Below are 19,194 nucleotides of genomic sequence, written 5' to 3'. Positions count from 1 at the left end.
TTTTTTTTCGCTTCGTTCAGGGAATCAGCACGGCGCGGCCGCGGACCTTGCCGTGATGCAGGTCGTGCAGGGCGGCATTGGCCTCGTCCAGCCGGTATTCGCGGGTGGCGAGGGTGACCTTGCCCTGGTCGGCCAGCGCCATCAGCTCGATCAGCTCGGGATAGGTGCCGACGAGATTGCCGACGATGGTCTTTTCCGAGGTGATCATGTCGATGGTGGGGATGTCGATCTTCCCGCCATAGCCGACGATGTAATAGTAGCCGCCGTCGCGCGTCATCGCGAGGCCTTTCGCCACGGCGTCGCCCTCGCCGACGAAGTCGATCACCGCCTCGGCGCCCTTGCCGCCGGTCAGGCGCATCACCTCGTCGAGCTCGGAGCCGTCCGCCTTCACCGCGAAATCGGCGCCGCATTCCTGGGCGAGCTGCAGCGCCATGTCGGCGCGGTCGACGATGATGATCCGGGCGGCGCACATCGCGCGCAGCACCTGGATGCCGATATGGCCGAGGCCGCCGGCGCCGATCACCACCGCGAACTGGCCGGGCAGCAGGTGGCGCGAGGCCTTCTTCGCGGCGCGGTAGGCGGTGAGCCCGGCATCGGTATGCGGGGCGACGTCCTTCGGCGCGAGCGATTTCGGCAGCTTGATGATCGAGCGCGCGCCGGTGCGCAGCAGCTCGGCATAGCCGCCATTGCAGTTGATGCCGGGGAATTCGCTTTCCTCGGCGTGCATGTCGTCGCCACGGCGGCAGGCGAGGCAGTGGCCGGAGGTGATCAGCGGATGGCAGATCACCGGGTCGCCCTTCTTCAGGTGGGTGACGGCGGAACCGACCTCCTCGATCCAGCCGGCGTTCTCGTGGCCCATGATGTGCGGGAACTTGAGATCGACCTTCGAGCGCCAGACGCCCTCGATGATGTGCAGGTCGGTCCGGCAGACGCCGGCGCCGCCGATGCGGACGATGACGTCGGTCGGGTTGCGGATCTGCGGTTCGGGCACGTCCTCGTAGGTGACGAAGTCGGGTGCGGTGAGCTTTTCGTCGTATCCGTGCAGCACGGCGGCTTTCATGGCGCGGTTCCCCCTGGTTCCTTGGTGAGGGGGATGCTGCATCGATCGTGCCAGCGCGCGGAGCGGCGGGATTCCGCGGGCTTCGCCAAAGGGACGAGGCCGTTCATGTTCCATTCCGCAACAGCGACGGAAAACAAGTGTTCCGTTGCGGCCCGTGCCCGTATAACCTCCATATTGGAAAAGGGTCCGCTGAAGACCAGTTGAAGCACCCGGCGGGTTGCCCGACGCGGCCCGGATGGCAAAAGGCTATCGGAGGAAACATGCTGGCGCATCGTGCCACCGACTCCCGTCTTGCGCAGGCGCGCTCGCTGCTCGAGCTGGGGCGCGCCATTCCGGCAGGGTTGCTGGCCGCGCCCATCGCCGCGAGCTGGCGGCGCTGCCTCGATGCCGGGCTGGACCCGCATCATCCGCCGAATGTCGGGCGGATCGAGCAGCACGAGCTCGAACGCCACCGCGCGGCGCACGAAACCGCAAGGCGCCTCGCCCGCGCCGAGATGCAGGCGCTGCACCGCCAGCTCGGGCGGGACAGTTTCGTGCTCGCCTTCGCCGACCCGGACGGGGTGCTGATCGACTCGCTGGTGAGCGAGGGGCGGCGCGGCGACATCGAGGCCTTCGGCATCGTGCCGGGGACGGTGTGGGAGGAATCGCTGGTCGGCACCAACGCGCTGGGGACGGCGAGCGCCTCGCGGCAGCGGATCGCGGTGCGCGGGGCGGAACATTTCTTCACCCATCACCAGCGGCTGAGCTGCATCGCCGCACCCATCTTCCTGCCCGACCGCACGCTCGCGGGCGTGCTGGACGCGACCTGCTTCAGCGAGGCCTATGCGCCGAACGCGCGCGCCATCGTCGCCCTCGCCGCGGCGGAGATCGAGGCGCGGCTGTTCCGCGCCCGCCTCGCCGGCAAGCGGCTGCTCGCCATCCACGGAAGGGCCGAGTTTCTCGACACCGCCTATGCCGGGCTGCTCGCGCTCGACGCCGCCGACCGGGTGGTGGCGGCGAACGACCAGGCGCGGTTCATCCTCGCCGGGCTGCCGGAGCCGATCGGCGCGACCTTCGGCGCGCTGTTCGCGCCGGCCGAGCTGCGGCCGGGGGCGGCGGGCACGCTGACCGACCGCGCCGGGCGGCTGTTCCACGCCAGGCTCGACCAGCCGGAGACGGCGCGGCCGCGCAAGATCGCCCCCACGCAGGGCGTGCCGGCGGCGGACGCGCCGGTGGCCGAGGACCCGGCGGCGCGGGCGGCGCTCGACATGGCGGCGCGGGCGGCGGCGCGCGGCATGCCGGTACTGATCCGCGGGGCGACCGGCACGGGCAAGGAGGTGGCGGCGCGCTACGCGCATCGCGCCTCGGGGCGGAGCGGGCGATTCGTCGCGGTGAACTGCGCGGCGATTCCGCCGGACCTGATCGCCGCCGAGCTGTTCGGCCATGTCGAGGGCGCGTTCACCGGCGCGCGGCGCGGCGGGGCGGCGGGCCTCGCGGTGGAGGCGGATGGGGGGACGCTGTTCCTCGACGAGATCGGCGACCTGCCGCTGCCGCTGCAGGCCGCGCTGCTGCGCTTCCTCGACGATTTCTCGGTGCGGCCGGTGGGCGGCGGGATGCCGCGCCTGGTCGACGTGCTGCTGCTGACGGCGACCAATGTCGATCTCGGCGAGGCGGTGGCCGCGGGACGGTTCCGGGCGGACCTGTATTACCGGCTGGCGATCGCCGAGATCACCCTGCCGGCGCTGCGCGAGCGCAGCGACATCCGCCCGCTCGCGGCGCACCTGCTCGAACAGGTGGCGCCGGGCACGCGGCTTGAGCCAGCGGCGGCGTCACGCCTCGCGCGGCACGATTTTCCCGGCAATGTCAGGGAGTTGCGCAACGTGCTGGCGCGCGCCGCGCTGACCGGCGAGAAGGTGATCGGCGAGGAGACGATCGCCGCCCTGCTGCCGGCGGAGACGGCCGCGCCGGCCGCCGCCGGACAGTCGGTGCTGCGCGACGTTCAGGCGAGGCGGATCGAGGCGGCGCTGCGCGCGGCCGGCGGCAATATCAGCCGCGCGGCGCGCGCGCTCGGCGTGTCACGCAACACGATTTACCGCGCGATCGGACGAACGCCCCCGACCGCCGCCGGCTGAGCGGCCGCGGCCCTGCGGCTTGCCGCCGGCCTTGGCGTGGGCGGGCTTGCCGTGATGGGCGTTGCCGCCGCCATGACCGTGGCCTTGACCGTGGTGGCCGCCGCCGTGACCGCCGCCGTGGCCGTGGCCGGCATGCGCGGCCTTGGGCGGGCCGTTGCGCTTGGGCATCTGGCCCTGGCGGGCGACCTGGTTGCGGGCGCGGAGGAGATGCGGCGGCGCGAGGCCGCGCACCGGCTGGGCGCCGCCGGGGACGAGATGGCGGCCGATCAGCGTCTCGATATCGCGCAGATAGGGCAGCTCGGAGGGCTCGACCAGCGAGATCGCCACACCCTCGGCGCCGGCACGGGCGGTGCGGCCGATGCGGTGGACGTAGGATTCCGGCACGTTCGGCAGCTCGAAATTCACCACATGCGAGACGTTGTCGACATCGATGCCGCGGGCGGCGATGTCGGTCGCGACGAGGACGCGGATGCGGCCGGAGCGGAACTGGTCGAGCGCGCGCTCGCGCTGGCCCTGGCTCTTGTTGCCGTGGATCGCGGCGGCGCCGATGCCGGCATCCTCGAGATGGCGGGTGACCTTGTCGGCGCCGTGCTTGGTGCGGGTGAAGACGATGGCGCGCTCGACGGCGACGTCGGCCAGCAGCCAGGCGAGCTTGTCCTTCTTCTCCTCGGGGGCGAGGAGGAGCACCTGCTGGTCGATCCGGTCGACCGGCTTCGATTCGACGCTGACCGCGACCTCGCGCGGGTCACGCAGGAATTCGCCGGCCAGCGCGCGGATCGGCTTCGGCATGGTGGCCGAGAACATCACCGCCTGGCGCTGGCGGGGCAGCTTCGCCATGATCTGGCGGATCGCCGGGATGAAGCCGAGATCGAGCATCTGGTCGGCCTCGTCGAGCACCACGGTTTCCACCGCATCGAGGCGGATGACGCCGGCGGCGACATGGTCGAGCAGGCGGCCGGGGGTGGCGACCAGCAGGTCGACCCCGGATTCCATGCGGCGGGCCTGCGGGCCGGGCTTGGCGCCGCCGATGACGACGGCGACCGAGGGACGGGTGAACTTGCCGTAGGTGCGGGCGGCATCGGCGATCTGGGTGGCGAGCTCGCGGGTGGGGGCGAGGACCAGGGCGCGGCAGGCGCGCGGCGCCGGGCGGGCGCGGTTCGCCGCGATCCGGTGCAGGATCGGCAGCACGAAGGCGGCCGTCTTGCCGGTGCCGGTCTGGGCGATGCCGACGAGGTCGTGGCCTTCGAGCATCACCGGGATCGAACGGGCCTGGATCGGGGTGGGGGTTTCATAGGACTGCTCGCTGATGGCGCGCAGCAGGGGCTCGGCGAGGCCGAGGGTGGTAAAATCGGTCAAGACAGCGCTTTCGTCGCGGCTCCTTCGATGCGAGGGAGCGGCACAAGGGTGGCAGGAAGCTTCGTAGACGAGCCGCCCAGAGGGTGCGCGCCCCGCATGGAACGCGCCTGCCGGCGGATGGCGGCGCCAGGGCGCGGCCGGCCGGTGAACAGAGCCGGCGGCCATCGGGCCGCATCTACGAGCGCTGTTCGTCAGCGCGGGATATAGGCGCTCAGCCGCCGGGTTGGCAAGGGCGGTCAGTGATGCCAGCCGCCATGCCAGCCTTCGTCGTCATCGCCATGCCACCAGCCGCCGCCGATCGTGACGCCGCCATAGACCACCGGCGGCGGGGCATAGGGATAGGTGTAGTAGCCGCCGCCATAGCCGGCGCCGTAGCTCGACGGATAATAGACGCATCCGCCGAGGGCGAGCGCCGCGCCGGCCGCCACGGCCGCGAGCAGCATCCTGCGCAAATTCGGTCTCATCGTCGTTCCTTGCATCGTCTTTCGCATATTGTGCCGATCGGTATGGCGGCCATGGGGCCAATTCGTGCCAAAATTGTAACTTGATGAGGAACCGCTTTTTTCCGGGCACGATCGGACCAAACTTGCGCCACAGGGGTCCGCGACCGGCGGGATGCGACTTCGGACCGGCGGGATGCGACTTCAGGAGGTCATGATGCGCAGGCAGTTCGCGACGTTGTTTCATATTGCATGGCTGCTCGCCGCCCTGCTCGCCGGGACGACGGCGACGGCGCGGGCCCAGGCGAACGGCGCGCCGCCCGCCCGCGTCGGCCAGATCGCGCGGATCGAGGGGGCGGTGTCGTTCGCCCGGGCCGGCGGCGAATGGGAGCCGGCGACGCCGAACTATCCGCTGATCGGCGGCGATACGCTCTATGCGGAGCCGGGGGCGGAAGCGGCGCTGACCTTCGGCTGGAGCCGGATCACCCTGGCGGGCGGGACCGAATTCGGGATCGCGGCGCTCGGCGAGGACAGCGCGACGCTGGATGTGCCACGCGGCGAGGCGTTTCTCGATCTGCGCTACCTGGTGCCGGGCGAGACCTGGCGCATCCGCACGCCGCGCGGGGTGGTGACGATCAGCCAGGACGGGCGCTACGCGATCAGCGCCGGGGACGCGGCGGCGCCGACGCGGATCGGCGTGATCGACGGCGCGGCGGAGGTGACGGGCGATGGCGGGTCGCTCCGGCTCGGGCCGGGGGAGACGGCGCGCCTCGCCGGCGCGACACCGGTGCGGGCGATGCGCGGACCGCTCGAGACCGACCCGTTCATCGAGCGGATGCTGGCGGAAGCCGCGCCGCCCGCCCCGCCCGGCGCGCCGGCGGTGGTGACCGGCATGACCGGGGCGGGCCTGCTCGCCGCCTATGGCAGCTGGGGTGACGTGCCGGATTATGGCGCGATCTGGTATCCGCGGGTCGGGCCCGGCTGGGCGCCGTACCGGCACGGGCACTGGGCCTATGTGCCGCCCTGGGGCTGGACCTGGATCGACGACGCGCCCTGGGGCTTCGCGCCGTTCCATTACGGCCGCTGGCTGCACAGGCATGGACGCTGGGGCTGGCTGCCCGCGCCGGTGCCGGTGCCGCCGCGCGCCCCGCCGGTCTACGCGCCGGCGCTGGTCGCGTTCTTCAACGTGGCGCCGGGGATTTCGGTGGGGGTGGGGCTGAATGGCGGCGCGGTCGGCTGGGTGCCGCTGGCGCCGGGCGAGCCCTTTCTGCCGTGGTACAGCTGCCCGCCCGCCTATGTGGAACGGCTGAACCGGTTCGACGTGCGGGACCCGGCGCGGTATCGCGACCCGCGCGCGCCGGGCTTCGCGGCGGAGCGCCATCCGGCGCGGCTGGCGAACCGGATGGCGGCGACGCTGATCGGGCCCGAGGCGCTGCGGCGGGGCGACGCGGTGGGGCGGTTCGGACATCCGGCGCCGGAACGCGCGCTGGCGGCGGCGCGGCCGATGCTGCCGGGCCGGACGGCGCCGGCCTATGGCGGTTTCCTGCGGATGCCGCTGGAGCCGGCGCGGCCGGCGCCTGCCCCCGCGCGGCCGGCGATGGCGCCGGCACCGGGACGGCCTGGCGTGCCGGCGGCGCCGGGGGTGCCGGGCTCGCCGCCCCGGGCGATGCCGGCGCCGGGCATCGCCGTGCCGAGCTACAGGCCGGCGCCGCGCGCGCCGGAGCAAAACCGGTTCCAGCCGCAGCGACCGCAGATGCAACCGCGCCCACCCGCGCCCGCCGCGCCGCAGCGCCGGGCGCCGCAGCCAAACCGGTTCCAGCCGCAGCGACCGCAGATGCAGCCGCGTCCGCCCGCGCCCGCCGCGCCGCAGCGCCGGGCGCCGGAGCAAAACCGGTTCCAGCCGCAGCGACCGCAGATGCAGCCGCGTCCGCCCGCGCCCGCCGCGCCGCAGCGCCGGGCGCCGGAGCCAAACCGGTTCCAGCCGCAGCGACCGCAGATGCAGCCGCGACCGCCCGCGCCCGCCGCGCCGCAGCGCCGGGCGCCGGAGCCAAACCGGTTCCAGCCGCAGCAGCCCCAGACGCGCCCGCAGATGCAGCCGCGCCCGCCCGCCGCGCCGCCGCGCCGGATGCCCGAGCAAAACCGGTTCCAGCCGCAGCGCCCGCAAGCACGCCCGCAGCCACAGTCGCGCCCGCCCTCGCCCACCGCGCCGCAGCGCCGGGCGCCGGAGCAAAACCGGAACCGGCAGGAGGGCGCGTCATGATGCGCTATCGGGTGCCGGGCCGGTTGTGGTAGGGTCGGATCATGGCCAGCCGGATCGATGACAGGACTGCCTGGGCCGCGCGCCGCCGCCGGCGGCTGCGGATGGCGGAGGACGTGCTGCTGCTGCCGCTGGCGCTGCTGGTCGAGTTTCTCGATCGGGTGGTGTGGAAGGGCACGAAGGCGCTGCTCGACCTGATCTCGCGGGCGCCGCCGATCGCCCGGCTGCGGCGGTTCCTGCAGGACCTGCCGCCGGTGATCGTGCTGTTCCTGTTCCTGATCCCGGAGGCGATCGACCATCTGAGCGGCTTGTGGGCGACGGTGCTGCTGGTGAAGGGCAACTGGCTGGCAGCGACGGTCGTTGCCGTGTTCATCAAGGGATTCGCGCTGCTGCTGGCCATCTGGATCTATCAGGCCTGCGAGCAGAGCCTGCTGTCGGTGCGCTGGTTCGCGCGGTTCCATCATGCCGTGCTGGAGGCGAAGGCCTGGGTGCTGCGGCGGACCGAGCCGGTGCGGCTGCGGCTGCGGCAGGCGTTGCGCAGCGTGCTGGCGCGGACGGGCAACCGGCGCCTGGCCCGGCGGTTTTCCGCCTGGCGCTGGCGCCTCGCGCGGATGGCGGGGCTGGCCCGCCGATGACGCAAGCCGGATGAGCCGCCTCGCCCGCGCCCATCTTGCCGCCGCCGATCCGGTGCTCGGCGCGCTGATCCGCGAGGTCGGGCGCTGCACGCTGGCGCCGGAGCGGGCGCGCGAGCCCTATGAGGCGCTGATTTCGGCGGTGGCGCACCAGCAGCTGCACGCCCGCGCCGCCGAGGCGATGCTGGGGCGGCTGCGCGCGCTGACCGAGGCGCCGGTGCCGGCGCCGGGGCACCTGCTCTCGCTGTCGGACGAGGCGCTGCGGGGCTGCGGGTTCTCGGCCGCGAAGGCGGCGGCGCTGCGCGACATCGCGCGGCGGACGCTGGATGGCACGGTGCCGACCAGGCGGGCCGCGGCGCGGATGAGCGATGCGGCGCTGATCGAGCGGCTCTGCACCCTGCGCGGGATCGGCCGCTGGACGGTGGAGATGCTGCTGATCTTCACGCTCGGCCGGCCGGACGTGTTTCCGGTGGACGATTTCGGCGTGCGCGAGGGCTACCGGCTGATCCACGGGCTGGAGGCGCAGCCGAAGCCGCGCGCCTTCTCCGCGATCGGCGAGGCCTATGCGCCGTATCGCAGCACGGCGGCCTGGTATCTCTGGCGGGCCGCCGACCGGGCGAAGACGATCAAGTACCAGGCCTGACCTTCACCCGCGCCACGAGGTCGATCAGCGCGGAGGGGCCGGAATGGCCGGGGCCTTCGTCGAGCACCGCGTCGTAGCTGTCGAGCCGCTCGATCTCGAGGCCGGCGAAGGCCTCGCGGAGCATCGCCTCGGTGTAGCAATGCGCGGGGTCGGACGGGCCGCCGGTGCGGTTGGCGACCTGTTCGGGCCGGTAGCCCTCGAGCAGCAGCAGGCCGCCGGGGCGCAGGGCGCGGACGAGCCGGCCGAAAAACGCCGGACGCTCGGCCGGGGGGACGAACTGCACGAAGATCGCCACCACCGCGTCGTAGGCGTGCTCGGGCCAGGACCAGCGCAGCAGGTCGGCCTGTTCGAAGGCGATGGCGACGCCGCGTTCGGCGGCGAGCTTGCGGGCGCGGGAGAGCGCGGTGGGCGAGACCTCGACGGCATGGACATCGGCGCCGTTGCCGGCGAGGAAGACGCTGTTGCGGCCCTCGCCGTCGGCGACCGAGAGCACCTTCGCGCCCGGCGCGATCAGCCCGGCATTGGCGGCGAGGAAGGCGTTCGGCGCGGTGCCGAAGATGTAGCCGCCCGCGGCGGCGTAGCGGGCTTCCCATTTCTGCTCGGGGGTCGGTTCGCTCATGCGGTGGTTTCCCTTGCGTGGTGTGGACGGTGCTTGCCACGGACGGCGCAAACCGCTAAGCGGGCCCGTCACGCGGCCGGTCGGCATCGGCCAGGATCAGGAGAGTTGCGATGAAAGCCGATATCCATCCGGATTATCACGAGATCAACATCATCATGACCGATGGCACCGAGTACAAGACCCGCTCGTGCTACGGCAAGCCCGGCGACACGCTGCGGCTCGATATCGACCCGAAGTCGCACCCGGCCTGGACCGGGCAGCAGCGCGTGCTCGACACCGGAGGCCAGGTGGCGAAGTTCAATAAGCGCTTCGCCGGGATCGGCGCCCGCAAGAAGTAAGCGTCCCCGCCGCGGCAGACCTGCAACGCGCCCCGCCGCCTTCGGCCGGGCGCGTTTTCGCATGCGCGCGGGTCTTGAAGCGGCGGCGGCGAATACCTTTATCCTCGGACAGGAAGGATGCCTTCGGGGTTCTTCCGGCACTGCGGGCTGGTCCGTCGGACAGCCCGGTTCACTGGACCTTGCTTGACCGAGGAGGTTACTCATGACGCTCGATTTTTCCCCGCTTTTCCGCACCGCCATCGGCTTCGACCGGCTGCAGCAGCTGCTTGACAGCGTGCCGGACGGCAACGCCACCGCCTATCCCCCCTACAATATCGAGAAACTCGGCCCCGAGGACTACCGCCTGACCATGGCGGTGGCCGGATTCCGCGCCGAGGACCTGGACATGACGGTGAAGGACAACACGCTCATCATCACCGGACGGATCGCCGAGGGGGCGAGCAAGGGCGAGGTGCTCTATCGCGGCATCGCCTCGCGCGCGTTCGAACGGCGCTTCGTGCTGGCCGACCACATGGTGGTCGATGGCGCGGCGCTGGAGAACGGGCTGCTGCACGTGGCGCTGAAGCGCGTGATTCCCGAGGCGCTGAAGCCGCGGAAGATCGCCATCGGCACCGGCGCGCCGGCGGCCACGCCCGTGATCGAACAGGACAAGGCGGCCGCCTGACCTCGCCGCCATCCCCGACACCCCGCGCCGCAGGGCGCGGGGTTTTTCATGGGCGCCCCCGGCGGCGCGCATGGACAGGGGCGGCGGAAGCGGCGATGATCAAGCCATGCTGTTCGACCTCACCAAACTGAAACCGGAGGACCAGTACAAGCTGCTGGCCTCGACCGTGGTGCCGCGGCCGATCGCCTGGGTGGTGACGCTGAATCCCGAGGGCCGGCTGAACGCCGCGCCGTTCTCGTTCTTCAACGTCTTCGGCGCCGGGCCGCCGATCCTGTGCCTCGGCATCGGCGCGCGGCGGCCGGGCGACCCCAAGGATACCGGCGAGAACATCCGCCTGACCGGGGAATTCGTGGTCAATCTCGTCGCGCACGAGAACGCCGAGGCGATGAACGTGACCGCGATCGAGTTCGGCCCGGAGGTGGACGAGCTGGCCGAGGCGCGGCTGACCACCCTGCCCTCGGAGAAGATCCGCCCGCCGCGCATCGCCGAGAGCCCGGTGGCGATGGAGTGCACGCTGCATTCGATGATCGAGTTCGGGCCGGACCGCGCGCTGGTGATCGGCCAGGTGCAGGCGATGCATGTGCGCGACGACGCGGTGCTGAACCCGGAGCGCTGCCATATCGACACGCCGAAGCTCGACCTGATCGGCCGGATGCATGGCGGCGGCTGGTACGCGCGGACCACGGAGCGGTTCGACATGCCGCGGATTCCGGTCGGGAACTGGCCGCGCGACTGACCGGATGGCGATGACCGACGCCCCGATCGCGCTGACCATGGGCGACCCGGCCGGGATCGGCGGGGAGATCGCCGCCGCCGCCTGGCGCGACGCGCGGGAGCGGCTGCTTCCGTTCGCGCTCATCGGCGATGCGGACTGGGCGGCGGGATTCGGCGTGCCGGTGGCGCGGATCGGGCGGATCGGCGAGGCCGCTTCCCGGTTCGGCGCGGCGCTGCCGGTGCTGGACGTGAAGCTCGCGGCGCCGGCGATTCCGGGGCGGCCCGACCCGCGCAACGCCGCCGCGGTGACCGGGGCGATCGAGACCGCGACGCGGCTGGCGCTGGCCGGCGAGGCGGCGGCGGTGGTGACCTGCCCGATCGCCAAGTCGGTTCTGTATCAGGCGGGATTTCCGCATCCCGGCCATACCGAGTTCCTCGGCGCGCTGACCGGCGTGGCAGCTCCGGTGATGATGCTGGCCTGCCCCGGCCTGCGGGTGGTGCCGGTGACGGTGCATGTGTCGCTGCGGCGGGCGATCGAGACGCTGGAGACCGGCGCCATCGTCGCCGCCGGGCGGAGGCTGGCGGCGGCGCTGACGCGGGATTTCGGGGTGGCGGCGCCGCGCATCGCGGTGGCGGGGCTCAACCCGCATGCCGGCGAGGCGGGGGCGATGGGCGACGAGGAGCTGACCATCATCGCGCCGGCGATCGCGGCATTGCGGCACGCGGGCATCGACGCGTTCGGGCCGCTGCCGCCGGACACGATGTTCACCCCGGCGGCGCGGGCGGGTTACGACGCGGCGCTTTGCATGTATCATGACCAGGCCCTTATCCCGCTCAAGACGATCGACATGGAGAACGGCGTGAACGTCACCCTCGGCCTGCCCATCATCCGCACCTCGCCCGACCACGGCACCGCCTTCGACATCGCGGGGACGGGGAAAGCGCGGGCGGAAAGCCTGATCGCGGCGCTGCGGCTGGCCGGCGAGATGGCGGGGCGGCGATGAGCGCCCTGCGGCTCGGCGTCAATCTCGACCATGTGGCGACGCTGCGGAACGCCCGCGGCATCGCGACCCCCGACCCGATCCGCGCCGCGCGGATCGCCATCGAGGCGGGGGCGGACGGGATCACGCTGCATCTGCGCGAGGACCGGCGGCATATCCGCGACGCCGATATCCACGCCGCGCGGGCGCTTTCGGTGCCGCTCAACATGGAGATGGCGGCGACCGACGAGATGGTCGGCATCGCCTGCGGGCTGAAGCCGCATGCGAGCTGCCTGGTGCCGGAGCGGCGGCAGGAGGTGACGACCGAGGGCGGGCTGGACGCCGCCGGAACCGCCGAGTCGCTGGCCCCGCGCATCGCGGCGCTGCGGGCGGCGGGAATCCGCGTCTCGCTCTTCGTCGATCCCGATCCGGTGCAGCTGGAAGCCGCGGCACGGTTGGGCGCGCCGGTGGTCGAGCTGCATACCGGCGCCTATGCCGAGGGGCGGGCGGGCGAGCTCGACCGGCTGCGCGCCGCGGCGGCGCGGGCGGCGGCGCTCGGGCTGGAAGTGCATGCCGGGCACGGGCTGAACTATGACAATGTCGGCCCGATCGCGGCGCTGCCGGAGGTGCGGGAGCTGAATATCGGCCACTTCATCGTCGGCGAGGCGGTGTTCGTCGGCCTGGCCGAGGCGATCCGCCGGATGCGCGCGATCATGGACGCGGCGCGACGGCGTACGCAGCGTTAACTTGCCATTGACCCGGCGCGCCGCCAAAAGACCGGCGATGCTTTCCTTGCTGACCCCGACCCGGCTGGACCGCTACGTGTTCCGCCAGCTCCTCATCGGGCTGGCGGTTTCCACGCTCGGGCTCGTCGCGCTGGTGTGGCTGACGCAGTCGCTGCGCTTCATCCAGCTGATCATCCAGCACGGGCTGTCGCCGGTGGTGTTCCTGCACCTGACCGGGCTGCTGGTGCCGAGCTTCGTCGCGGTGATCCTGCCGATCACCTGCTTCATCGTGATCCTGTTCGTCTATGCGCGGCTCGCCGCCGACCGGGAGCTGACGGTGATGCGGGCGAGCGGCATGTCGGACGCCGCGATCGCGCGGCCGGCGCTGGCGCTGGCGATGCTGACGATGCTGGCCTGCTGGGGGCTGAACGTGTGGCTGGTGCCCTCGACCCTGGCGCGGTTCACCCATTTCGAGTCGATCATCCGCAACCAGGTCGCCGCCTTCCTGCTCGAACCCGGGGTGTTCACGCCGATTCCCGGGCATATCACCGTTTACGTGCAGCGGCGGGACCACGACCAGGTGCTGCACGGCATCGTCATCCAGGACGCGCGGCAGAAGGGCGAGCCGGCGACGATCCTCGCGCGGAGCGGGCGGCTGATCGACGGGCCGGACGGACCCGAGGTGCTGCTGCTCGACGGCTCGCGCGAGCAGGTGGACCCGAAGACCGGGCGCCTCAATATCCTGAGTTTCCGGCGCAATCTCATCAGCCTCGCCAAGCCGACCGGTGTGACGCGGAAGCTCGCGCCGAAGACCTCGGAGGCGACGATGACGCAGCTGTTCCACGCCGGCGCCGCGCATGTTCCCCCGCCGGTGCAGCGGCGCTGGCGCGAGGAGGCGTGGCGCCGGATCGCCTCGCCCTTCGCCGTGCTGTCCTATGCGGTGATCGCGCTGCTCAGCGTGCTGCGCAGCCCGTTCCGCCGGCAGGGCGGGGCGGCGGCGCTGGTGGCGGCGGTGTTCATCGTGATGGGGCTGGTGGCGCTGGAACTCGGCACCGAGAACCTGGCGGCCCGGCAGAACGGGCTGATCCCGCTGATCTTCGCGGTGACGCTGGGGCCGGCGCTGGTCGGGCTCGCGCTGCTGCTGCGCGGGCGGCGGCGGCGGGCGCGGACGGTGCCGGCATGATCCGCCTGCGGGCCTGGCGGCCGCCGCTGACCCTTTCGCTCTATATCGGCCGGCGCTTCCTCGGCGCCGTGGTGGCGATGCAGGCCGGGCTGACCGCGATCGGCGCGCTGTTCGACTTCCTCGACCTGCTGCGCCAGTCGGCCGACAAGCCGCAGGCGACGTTCTGGCGGATGCTGGCGCTGGAGGTGCTGCGGGTGCCCTGGCTCGGCATGCAGATCCTGCCCTTCGCCGTGCTGCTCGGCGGGATCTTCGCGTTCTGGCGGCTGACCCGGAGCTCGGAACTCGTGGTGGCGCGGGCGACCGGCACCTCGGTCTGGCAGTTCCTCGCCGTGCCGGTGGCGGGGGCCGCGCTGATCGGCGTGCTCGCCACCACGGCGGGCAGCCCGATCTCGGCGATCATGTTCGCCCGGGCGGAGGTGCTGTATTCGACCTATCTCGGCGTGGATTCGGGGCCGCTCTCGCTACAGGGCGGGCAGCTCTGGCTGCGCCAGGCGGACGATGCGGGGGGCAAGGGCGGCATCGCGATCCTGCACGCCGACGCGGTTCACCTGCACGGCAAGGTGCTGACGACGGGGCATATCACCGTGTTGCGGCTGACCGCGCAGACTACGCTGCAGGAACGCATCGAGGCCGCGCGGGGCCAGCTGGAGCCGGGCGGCTGGCGGCTGGAGAGCGCGCGAATCCTGACGCCGGACGGAGAGCCGCGGGCGGTGAGCGCGCTGCGGATTCCGACGACGCTGACGGTGGGCCGCGTGCAGGAGAGTTTCGCGAGCCCCAGCGCGCTGTCGTTCTGGGCGCTGCCGGGCTTCATCCGGCTGCTGCGGCGCTCGGGCTTTTCGGCGACCCAGCACGAGCTGGCGTTCCAGAGCCTGCTCGCCCTGCCGCTGCTCTGCGCGACGATGGTGCTGGTGGCGGCGGGATTCTCGATGCGGCCGTCGCGCCGGGGCGGGGCGATCCAGATGATCGGGGCTGGCGTCGGCTGCGGGTTCCTGCTGTTCATGCTTTCTGAGGTGGCGGCACAGCTCGGCAAGTCGGGCGCGCTGCCGGTGGGGCTCGCGGCCTGGGCGCCGGCCGCGGCCGGGCTGATGCTGGCGCTTGCCTTGTTGCTTCATCTGGAGGATGGCTGAAGCATGAACGACGCCCAGCAACGCCGCCACGCGCGGCTCCGCCGACGGATCGGGATCGGGATCGCCGGCGCGATGCTGGCGGCCCCGCTGGCGCGCGCGCAGATGGGCGCGCTGGTCGCCGGACCGGAAACGCCGGTCTCGAATTCCGCGCCGGTCACCTTCCTGGCCGACCGCGTTTCGTACGATCACGGCACCGGCGTGGTCACCGCGAGCGGCCATGTCGAGGCCTGGCAGAACGGCCATCTGCTGCAGGCGGACCGCATCGTCATCGACCGGCGCAACGACACGGCGGTGGCCAGCGGGCATGTCGTGATGATCGAGCCGGACGGCGCGGTGGTCTTCGCGCGGCACGCCACGCTCTCGCAGGGGATGAAGAACGCCGTGCTGCACGACGTGGCCACGATTCTCGCCGAGAACGGGCGAATGGTGGCGAACGGCGCGCGGCGCTATGGCGGGGTGATCGAGGAGCTCTCGAAGCCGATCTATTCCACCTGCAATCTCTGCAAGAGCAACCCGAAGGCAGCACCGCTGTGGCAGATCCGCGCGCGCCAGGCGGTGGAGGACCTGCAGCACCGGGTGATCGAGTATCACGACGCGCAGCTCGAGATCTACGGCGTGCCGGTGTTCTGGCTGCCCTATCTCTCGCAGCCCGATCCCTCGGTGAAGCGGCAGAGCGGCCTGCTGATTCCCGGCTTCGGCGGCTCGACCCATATCGGCAGCTTCGTCGCGATTCCGTATTTCTGGGACATCAGCAAGAGCCAGGACCTGACGATCGTCCCGATCATCGCGACCAAGGCGGGGCCGGTGCTCGACCTGAAATACCGCCAGGCGTTCAACGACGGCAAGCTGAACATCAACGTCTCGGGCGGGCGCGACCGCTATGCCGACAAGGGCGGGATTTCGGATTCGATCTTCTCCTCGGGCACGTTCGACCTCAATCGCAACTGGCGCGCCGGGTTCAGCTACAACCACACCTCGACCGCGCAGTATCTGAACGATTTCCGCTACCTGCCGAACGAGGCGTTTCTCGCCTCGAACGCCTGGCTCGAAGGGTTCGGGCGCGGCTCCTATGCGAAGATCGAGGCGGAGACCTATCAGGGCCTGGTCGCCTCGATCAGCCAGAACCGGCTGCCGATCGTGCTGCCCTATGCCCGCTACAGCTATGCCGGCGCGGCGGATTCCTGGGGCGGGCGGTTCTCGCTGACGGCGAACGCGTTCAACATCTTCCGCCAGTCCGGCACGCAGACGCGGCGGGTCGCGGTGATCGCGAATTACGACCTGCCGCGGCAGGGGCCGGACGGGCTGCTGGTGGATGCGCGGCTGCGGCTGATCACCGCCGGATATTCGGCCGACAAGCTCAACCAGCAGCCGAACTATTCGCCGATCACCACCTCGCAGACGGCGCGGGCCATCCCGATCGGCGCGGTGTCCTTCGCCTGGCCGCTGGAGCGCGACGCCGGACGCTGGGGCACGCAGGTGATCGAGCCGCGGGTGCAGCTCGTGGCGGCGCCGGTCTACGGGCTCGGGCAGACCCGCACGATTCCGAACGAGGACAGTCTCGACTTCCAGTTCTCCGACGCGAACCTGTTCAGCCTGCAACGCTTCGGCGGCATCGACCGCTTCGCCGGCGGCGCGCGGGTGGACTATGCGCTGCAGGGCGCGTGGTACCTGCCGGGCGGCGCCTATGCGAGCGGGCTGGTCGGCCAGTCCTATTCCTTCGAGACCTCGAAGCTCTACCCGCCGGACAGCGGGCTGGGCGGGCATGAATCGGACGTGGTGGGCCGGGCGACCGTCGCGCCGGCGCCCTGGTTCAGCCTGACCTATCGCACGCGGCTGTCGCACCGGGACCTGTCGACCCAGATGATCGACAGCTACGCGACCTTCGGGCCGAAGAGCTTCAACGTCTCGGCCGGGTATTTCTACAGCACCACCAACTCCTATTACCTGTTCACCCAGCCCGGCCCGCCGCCGCCGCAATATTTCCAGGCCCAGCGCGAGGTGACGCTCGGCGTGTCGACCACGCTGGTGCCGCACTGGTCGCTCACGGCGGGGGTGCAGCGCAACCTCGCCACCGGGCAGTTCGACAACGCCTCCATCGGGGCGGTATGGCAGAACGAATGCACCGCGGTGAACATCGACTTCTACCGCAACTTCACCTCCTACAATTACGATCACGGCACGACGACGCTGCTGATCACCGTCACGCTCAAGACACTCGGGAACATCGGATTCAGCGCCCTATGAAATCGTTCGTCTCTTACGCGGCCCTGATCGGCCTTGCCGCGGGCCTGCTCGCACCCGGCGCGCCGGCGCGCGCGCAGACGGCCAGCATCGCCGCCGTGGTGAACGGCACGGTGATCACCAATGCCGATGTCGCGGCGCGCACCCGGCTGTTCGCGCTCTCCGCCGGGCTGCCGACCACATCGGCGACGCTGCAGCGGCTGAAACCGCAGATCACCCGCGAGCTGATCGACCAGTCGCTGCAGCTGCAGGCGATCGAGCGGAACAAGGTGGTGGTGCCGGAGGCGAAGATCGCCGCCGCGCTGAAGCGGGTGAACGAGGCCAATCACCTGCCGCCCGGCTCGCTGCAGAAGAAACTCGCCGCCGCCGGCATTCCGCTCTCGACGCTGGTGAGCCAGTTCCGCACCCAGATCGGCTGGACCGACGTGCTGCGCAAGAAGCTCGGCCCCGACCTGCGCCCGACCGCGGCCGACATCGCCGCCGAGGAGGCGGCGATGAAGAAGGAGATCGGCAAGACGCAGTACCACATCGCCGAAATCTTCATCCCCGTCGAAAATCCGGCGGATGTGGCGAATGCCCGGCGTTTCGCGGATGTGGTGATCAGGCAGCTGCGCGCGGGCGCGCCCTTCCCGGTGGTGGCGGCCCAGTTCAGCCAGAGCCAGAGCGCGCTGACCGGCGGCGACCGCGGATGGGTGCAGCCCGACCTGCTCGACCCCGCGGTGCGCCGCATCGTCGAGAAGATGCCGGTCGGGGCGATCAGCGACCCGGTGCGGGTGGCGGGCGGCTTCGAGATCGTCAACCAGCTCGGCATCCGCCAGTTCGGCGTCGGGCAGCGGACGACGCTGTCGATCCGCCAGGTGTTCCTGCCCTTCACGAAGCCCTTCGCCGGCGGCCAGCCGGATGCGCAGCAGCTTGGCGTGCTGCAGCATGCCAACGCGCTGCGCGGCACGCTGCATTCCTGCGCCGAGGTGGAGGCCGCGAACGCGGCGGCGGGCAGCGTGCAGAAGTCCAATCCGGGGCCGGTCGACCTGACCACCGTGCGGCCGGCTGCGTTCCGCAAGCTGCTGTCCTCGCTGCCGCTCGGCCAGCCGAGCGAGCCGCTGGTGTCGAGCAGCGGCATCGCCATCGTCATGGTCTGCAAGCGGGAGACCAGCAAGATCGGCCTGCCGGGGAAGAAGGCGATCGAGGAGATGCTGATCAACCGCCGGGTGTCGCTGGAGGCGCAGCGGCTGATGGACACGCTGCACCGCGACGCCGAGATCCGGATTTTCGCCACCCCGTGACACAGGGAGCGCCGCCGCTGCGCGAGGTGATCGCGCGGCACGGGCTGTCGGCGAAGCGCGCGCTGGGGCAGCATTTCCTGCTCGACCCCGACCTGCTCGCGCGGATCGCGCGGCTGGCCGGGCCGCTGGACGGTGTCAACGTTATTGAGGTGGGGCCGGGGCCGGGCGGGCTGACGCGCGCGCTGCTGGCGAGCGACGCGGCGGGGGTGACCGCCATCGAACTCGATCCGCGGGCGGTCGGCGCGGTTGCGGAACTCGCGGCGGCGGACCCGGGGCGGCTGCGGGTGTTGGAGGGCGATGCGCTCGATCTCGACCTTGCGGCGCTGGTGCCGGCGCCGCGCGCGATCGTCGCCAACCTGCCCTACAATGCCGGCACCGCGATGCTGCTGCGCTGGCTGCATCAGGCGGCGTGCTTCCGCTCGATGACGCTGATGTTCCAGCGTGAGGTGGCGGAGCGGATCGTCGCGGCCCCTGGCAGCCCGGCCTATGGACGGCTGGCGGTGCTCGCGGCGCTCACCGTGCGCGGCGCGATCGTGCTGACGCTGCCGCCCGGCGCGTTTTCACCACCGCCCAAGGTGGACTCGGCCGTGGTCAGGCTGGTGCCGCACGAGGACCAGCTCCAGCCGGCGCTGCTCGCGAAGGTGGAGCGGGTGACGGCGGCGGCGTTCGGGCAGCGGCGGAAGATGCTGCGGGGGTCGCTGAAGGCGCTGGGCGGCGCGACGCTGGCGGAAGCGGCGGGGATCGACCCGTCGCGCCGGGCGGAGACGCTCGCGCCCGCGGAATTTCTCTCGCTCGCCCGGCTGCTGCCGGACTGACGCCGG

General features: G+C 71.6%; 18 protein-coding genes. 14 read left to right on the top strand and 4 right to left on the bottom strand.

The features are described from left to right. Positions 1–16 precede the first annotated feature (16 nt). A complete protein-coding gene (locus ACRY_RS15700) occupies positions 17–1,060 on the bottom strand; it encodes an NAD(P)-dependent alcohol dehydrogenase (RefSeq protein WP_012040201.1) in 1,044 nt (347 codons plus the stop codon). 260 nt (positions 1,061–1,320) lie between these two features. On the opposite strand from ACRY_RS15700, the gene ACRY_RS15695 reads away from it, so the two are divergent. Beyond that, the gene (locus ACRY_RS15695; protein WP_043509240.1) at positions 1,321–3,171 is read left to right on the top strand and encodes a sigma-54-dependent Fis family transcriptional regulator; all 1,851 of its coding nucleotides are present in this window, start codon (positions 1,321–1,323) and stop codon (positions 3,169–3,171) included. Here the strand turns inward: ACRY_RS15695 and ACRY_RS15690 are convergent. Together ACRY_RS15690 and ACRY_RS15685 are read right to left on the bottom strand one after the other, a co-directional pair. Next, positions 3,115–4,527, bottom strand: a complete 1,413-nt coding sequence (locus ACRY_RS15690) for a DEAD/DEAH box helicase (protein ID WP_013640925.1) — start codon at positions 4,525–4,527, stop codon at positions 3,115–3,117. The two genes, ACRY_RS15695 and ACRY_RS15690, sit on opposite strands and share 57 nt — an antisense overlap. Before the next feature lie 236 nt (positions 4,528–4,763). After that, complete coding sequence (locus ACRY_RS15685; protein ID WP_012040198.1) at positions 4,764–4,991, bottom strand: hypothetical protein; 228 nt, start codon at positions 4,989–4,991, stop codon at positions 4,764–4,766. A gap of 193 nt (positions 4,992–5,184) precedes the next feature. Here ACRY_RS15685 and ACRY_RS18135 point away from each other — a divergent pair, with 193 nt between their 5' ends. The 3 genes from ACRY_RS18135 to ACRY_RS15670 are packed head-to-tail and all read left to right on the top strand — an operon-like array spanning position 5,185 to position 8,499. After that, complete coding sequence (locus ACRY_RS18135) at positions 5,185–7,227, top strand: DUF6600 domain-containing protein (protein ID WP_012040197.1); 2,043 nt, start codon at positions 5,185–5,187, stop codon at positions 7,225–7,227. A gap of 41 nt (positions 7,228–7,268) precedes the next feature. Further along, on the top strand, positions 7,269–7,859 hold the full coding sequence (locus tag ACRY_RS15675; protein WP_007423419.1) for a hypothetical protein: 591 nt from the start codon (positions 7,269–7,271) through the stop codon (positions 7,857–7,859). A 10-nt stretch (positions 7,860–7,869) separates the two neighbouring features. Beyond that, a complete protein-coding gene (locus tag ACRY_RS15670) occupies positions 7,870–8,499 on the top strand; it encodes a DNA-3-methyladenine glycosylase family protein (RefSeq protein ID WP_012040196.1) in 630 nt (209 codons plus the stop codon). Here ACRY_RS15670 and ACRY_RS15665 read toward each other — a convergent pair. Next, complete coding sequence (locus ACRY_RS15665; protein ID WP_007422772.1) at positions 8,483–9,118, bottom strand: class I SAM-dependent methyltransferase; 636 nt, start codon at positions 9,116–9,118, stop codon at positions 8,483–8,485. The genes ACRY_RS15670 and ACRY_RS15665 overlap by 17 nt on opposite strands. A gap of 110 nt (positions 9,119–9,228) precedes the next feature. Between ACRY_RS15665 and rpmE the strand changes: the two genes are divergently transcribed. The 10 genes from rpmE (at position 9,229) to rsmA (ending at position 19,188) form a co-directional block, all read left to right on the top strand. Continuing rightward, positions 9,229–9,456: a 50S ribosomal protein L31 gene (gene rpmE / locus ACRY_RS15660; protein WP_007422773.1), complete on the top strand. Its 228-nt coding sequence runs from the start codon at positions 9,229–9,231 to the stop codon at positions 9,454–9,456. A gap of 202 nt (positions 9,457–9,658) precedes the next feature. Continuing rightward, complete coding sequence (locus ACRY_RS15655; RefSeq protein ID WP_007422774.1) at positions 9,659–10,120, top strand: Hsp20 family protein; 462 nt, start codon at positions 9,659–9,661, stop codon at positions 10,118–10,120. Between the two features lie 106 nt (positions 10,121–10,226). Continuing rightward, positions 10,227–10,856 (top strand): flavin reductase family protein, encoded by a 630-nt coding sequence (locus ACRY_RS15650; RefSeq protein ID WP_007422775.1) that lies wholly within the window; start codon positions 10,227–10,229, stop codon positions 10,854–10,856. A 4-nt stretch (positions 10,857–10,860) separates the two neighbouring features. Further along, positions 10,861–11,838, top strand: coding sequence for a 4-hydroxythreonine-4-phosphate dehydrogenase PdxA (gene pdxA, locus ACRY_RS15645; RefSeq protein WP_012040194.1), 978 nt, complete (start codon positions 10,861–10,863; stop codon positions 11,836–11,838). Further along, complete coding sequence (locus ACRY_RS15640) at positions 11,835–12,560, top strand: pyridoxine 5'-phosphate synthase (RefSeq protein ID WP_012040193.1); 726 nt, start codon at positions 11,835–11,837, stop codon at positions 12,558–12,560. The genes pdxA and ACRY_RS15640 overlap by 4 nt, the downstream gene beginning before the upstream one ends. A 37-nt stretch (positions 12,561–12,597) precedes the next feature. Further along, positions 12,598–13,722: an LPS export ABC transporter permease LptF gene (lptF, locus tag ACRY_RS15635; protein WP_007422778.1), complete on the top strand. Its 1,125-nt coding sequence runs from the start codon at positions 12,598–12,600 to the stop codon at positions 13,720–13,722. Continuing rightward, complete coding sequence (gene lptG, locus ACRY_RS15630) at positions 13,719–14,849, top strand: LPS export ABC transporter permease LptG (protein WP_012040191.1); 1,131 nt, start codon at positions 13,719–13,721, stop codon at positions 14,847–14,849. Before lptF ends, lptG begins: the two co-directional genes overlap by 4 nt. A gap of 3 nt (positions 14,850–14,852) precedes the next feature. Continuing rightward, a complete protein-coding gene (locus ACRY_RS15625; protein WP_012040190.1) occupies positions 14,853–17,093 on the top strand; it encodes an LPS-assembly protein LptD in 2,241 nt (746 codons plus the stop codon). After that, complete coding sequence (locus ACRY_RS15620; RefSeq protein WP_012040189.1) at positions 17,090–18,373, top strand: peptidylprolyl isomerase; 1,284 nt, start codon at positions 17,090–17,092, stop codon at positions 18,371–18,373. The genes ACRY_RS15625 and ACRY_RS15620 overlap by 4 nt, the downstream gene beginning before the upstream one ends. Continuing rightward, entirely contained in the window at positions 18,370–19,188 is an 819-nt protein-coding gene (gene rsmA, locus ACRY_RS15615; RefSeq protein ID WP_012040188.1) for a 16S rRNA (adenine(1518)-N(6)/adenine(1519)-N(6))-dimethyltransferase RsmA, read from the top strand. Before ACRY_RS15620 ends, rsmA begins: the two co-directional genes overlap by 4 nt. Positions 19,189–19,194: the final 6 nt, after the last annotated feature.

This window comes from Acidiphilium cryptum JF-5 (assembly GCF_000016725.1).
In the GTDB taxonomy this organism is placed as follows: domain Bacteria; phylum Pseudomonadota; class Alphaproteobacteria; order Acetobacterales; family Acetobacteraceae; genus Acidiphilium; species Acidiphilium multivorum.
This window is presented reverse-complemented; position numbering and strand designations above follow the sequence as displayed.

What these genes read in the sequence shown, in the direction of transcription:
- ACRY_RS15700 (WP_012040201.1), bottom strand. Translation starts at nt 1,060, where the DNA reads ATGAAAGCCGCCGTGCTGCACGGATACGACGAAAAGCTCACCGCACCC.
- ACRY_RS15695 (WP_043509240.1), top strand. Translation starts at nt 1,321, where the DNA reads ATGCTGGCGCATCGTGCCACCGACTCCCGTCTTGCGCAGGCGCGCTCG.
- ACRY_RS15685 (WP_012040198.1), bottom strand. Translation starts at nt 4,991, where the DNA reads ATGAGACCGAATTTGCGCAGGATGCTGCTCGCGGCCGTGGCGGCCGGC.
- ACRY_RS18135 (WP_012040197.1), top strand. Translation starts at nt 5,185, where the DNA reads ATGCGCAGGCAGTTCGCGACGTTGTTTCATATTGCATGGCTGCTCGCC.
- ACRY_RS15675 (WP_007423419.1), top strand. Translation starts at nt 7,269, where the DNA reads ATGGCCAGCCGGATCGATGACAGGACTGCCTGGGCCGCGCGCCGCCGC.
- ACRY_RS15670 (WP_012040196.1), top strand. Translation starts at nt 7,870, where the DNA reads ATGAGCCGCCTCGCCCGCGCCCATCTTGCCGCCGCCGATCCGGTGCTC.
- ACRY_RS15665 (WP_007422772.1), bottom strand. Translation starts at nt 9,118, where the DNA reads ATGAGCGAACCGACCCCCGAGCAGAAATGGGAAGCCCGCTACGCCGCC.
- rpmE (WP_007422773.1), top strand. Translation starts at nt 9,229, where the DNA reads ATGAAAGCCGATATCCATCCGGATTATCACGAGATCAACATCATCATG.
- ACRY_RS15655 (WP_007422774.1), top strand. Translation starts at nt 9,659, where the DNA reads ATGACGCTCGATTTTTCCCCGCTTTTCCGCACCGCCATCGGCTTCGAC.
- ACRY_RS15650 (WP_007422775.1), top strand. Translation starts at nt 10,227, where the DNA reads ATGCTGTTCGACCTCACCAAACTGAAACCGGAGGACCAGTACAAGCTG.
- pdxA (WP_012040194.1), top strand. Translation starts at nt 10,861, where the DNA reads ATGGCGATGACCGACGCCCCGATCGCGCTGACCATGGGCGACCCGGCC.
- ACRY_RS15640 (WP_012040193.1), top strand. Translation starts at nt 11,835, where the DNA reads ATGAGCGCCCTGCGGCTCGGCGTCAATCTCGACCATGTGGCGACGCTG.
- lptF (WP_007422778.1), top strand. Translation starts at nt 12,598, where the DNA reads ATGCTTTCCTTGCTGACCCCGACCCGGCTGGACCGCTACGTGTTCCGC.
- lptG (WP_012040191.1), top strand. Translation starts at nt 13,719, where the DNA reads ATGATCCGCCTGCGGGCCTGGCGGCCGCCGCTGACCCTTTCGCTCTAT.
- ACRY_RS15625 (WP_012040190.1), top strand. Translation starts at nt 14,853, where the DNA reads ATGAACGACGCCCAGCAACGCCGCCACGCGCGGCTCCGCCGACGGATC.
- ACRY_RS15620 (WP_012040189.1), top strand. Translation starts at nt 17,090, where the DNA reads ATGAAATCGTTCGTCTCTTACGCGGCCCTGATCGGCCTTGCCGCGGGC.